The following is a 2,819-nucleotide window of genomic DNA, read 5'->3' as shown; positions in this document are numbered from 1 at the left end:
ACTATCTACAATTCCGTCTCCATCAGCATCGGTTCCATCTGCGATTCCATCATTGTTTGCATCTACATTTCCATCTTCGATAACGTCATTGATTCCGTCATTATCACTATCTAAATCTTGATAATCTGGTACACCATCGCCATCGGTATCTGGCTCTTCGTTTCCTGCGTTTTCTGATGCATCTGCTTGACCATCACCATTTACATCTGCAAAACCGGTATCGTTTGCGTCAATAACTCCGTCATTGTTCGTGTCTAAAGCTCCATCGCCTCCTTCATTTACATCTAAAATTCCGTCATTATCACTATCTAAATCTAAACTATCTGGTATACCATCGCCATCTGTATCTCCGGTTCCTTCTGCTGTATCTGGAATTCCATCATTATCGTCATCTACATCATCTACATCTGCGATTCCGTCATTATCTGTATCTAAACATATACCTGTAGAAGAAACCGTTGCTGTTACTTCAAATCTTGTATCACTCTCACATCCGCTTACCGTCTGTGTTGCAAAATAACTTGCTCCATCTACTAAAGCTACTGTCGTGGCTAAAGATGTTCCTCCTGTTGACCCTGCATACCAYTGGATTCCTGCTCCTGTCGCTGCTAAATCTGCTACTGTTGGTGTATCAATAGAACAGAAAGTCTGTGCAGCTGTTCCTGTTGGTGCTGCTGGATCACTTACCGTTGCTGTTACTTCAAATCTTGTATCACTCTCACATCCGCTTACCGTCTGTGTTGCAAAATAACTTGCTCCATCTACTAAAGCTACTGTCGTGGCTAAAGATGTTCCTCCTGTTGACCCTGCATACCACTGGATTCCTGCTCCTGTCGCTGCTAAATCTGCTACTGTTGGTGTATCAATAGAACAGAAAGTCTGTGCAGCTGTTCCTGTTGGTGCTGCTGGATCACTTACCGTTGCTGTTACTTCAAATCTTGTATCACTCTCACATCCGCTTACCGTCTGTGTTGCAAAATAACTTGCTCCATCTACTAAAGCTACTGTCGTGGCTAAAGATGTTCCTCCTGTTGACCCTGCATACCAYTGGATTCCTACTCCTGTCGCTGCTAAATCTGCTACTGTTGGTGTATCAATAGAACAGAAAGTCTGTGCAGCTGTTCCTGTTGGTGCTGCTGGATCACTTACCGTTGCTGTTACYTCAAATCTTGTATCACTCTCACATCCGCTTACCGTCTGTGTTGCAAAATAASTTGCTTGCGGATTATTTGCAATTACCGTATAACTTGGTGCTGCTCCTACAATGTATTCTTTTGTAAACACACAACCTGTTACTGGATGCGTTGCTGTTACCTCATATGTTCCTGTTGGTAAACCCGTAAAACTTGCAGAACCTGTTCCTAATGCTACTATTTGAGCAGCACGTGTTACTGGACCACTTATTATTTCATAAGAAACACCATCAATATCTGTACTTGTTTTTACAACGATATCTTCTCCTGTTAAACAATCTATTTGTTTTACTGGTGATGTAATAAGTATATCTGTAATAGGGTCGAATTCCTCAATTACTGTTGATGCTGATATTACCTCACAATTAGCACTATCTACAATACGTACATAATAACTACCGCCTGAAACATCACTTATTGCAAATTCGTGAACTGTTCCACTTACCGTTACCGTGTTGATTTGAACATCATCGGTTAAATCGGCTGGAGTTCCATTATCATCATACAATTCTACCGTTGAATATACTGTTGTTCCGCCTGATACTCCTGCTCCGTTTGATGCATCAATACTTAACGTGGCATTATTCATTGTATTACCTGTAGTACATCCAAACTGAACTGCCGTTGGAGCATTTGCTGTTAATACTGGGTTATCATTTACGATAATATTTGGCGCATCGGTTGAACATCCATTAGCTCCCTCAACAGTTACTGTATAGGTTCCTGCTGGTACTCCTGTAAATGAATTGCTTGCTGCATCCCATGTTCCTGCTGCTGGAACTATACTATATGTTAATGGTGTTAAGCCTGCCGTTACTGAAACTGCGATACTTCCGTTCGGTGTTCCATCACAAGTAGCATTAGTTACTGATGTAGTGAATACTGGTACTACTGCTGGTAATATTTCAATCGTTCTTACTACCGGACAATTTGGTGTTGCTCCTGTATCTGTTACTTTTACCGTATACCTATCTGCTATTGTAGGGTTAAATGTGTATGGATCACTTGGTAAAGCAATTCCTACTCCTCCTTCTACAACTGTATTTGCTCCACTATCATCTCTTGTAATCTCATACGTATAACTTCCTGAACCTGAAACAATATCTATAACAACATCTGCTGCTGTTGTACCTGTACAGGTTAACTTTTTCGGTTCGTTTAACGTAAATACTAAATCTTCATTTATAACAACTGCTGCTGGTGCTGGTGCAATACATCCGTTTGAATCAGTTACACTTACCGTGTATGTTTCTGCTGGTAAATTACTAAACGTATAAGGTGTAGTAGTGGTTAAACCTGTATTTGCTACTTCGGTTCCGCCACTATTAGTTAGTACATACGTGTACGTTCCCGTTCCGCCACCTGCTGTTACTTCAATACTTCCGTTAACTGTAGTATCACATGAATTATCTATATGAGTGGTGGTTGCTGTTACTGCTGATGGATTTGCTACTGGTACAACTACTGACGCTCCTTCACAATTATTTGCATCTCGTACCCTAATAGTATAATTTCCTGCTCCTAAACCTGTAAATACATCATTGGTTCCGTTGGTAGCGAAATCATAACCTGCTACTACACTACCTGCTGGTAATTCTAACTGATACCTGTATCCGCTAAATCCAT

Annotated in this window: 1 protein-coding gene; it reads right to left on the bottom strand. The window is 40.9% G+C overall.

Going from position 1 to position 2,819, the window contains the following annotated elements; all coding sequences use genetic code 11:
* Window positions 1–2,819: Ig-like domain-containing protein (locus tag N2251_RS00060; RefSeq protein WP_446678063.1), on the bottom strand; the 2,819-nt coding region annotated here is incomplete at both ends.

Origin of the sequence: Tenacibaculum haliotis (assembly GCF_025215075.1) — a bacterium.
Lineage (GTDB): Bacteria > Bacteroidota > Bacteroidia > Flavobacteriales > Flavobacteriaceae > Polaribacter > Polaribacter haliotis_B.
This window is presented reverse-complemented; position numbering and strand designations above follow the sequence as displayed.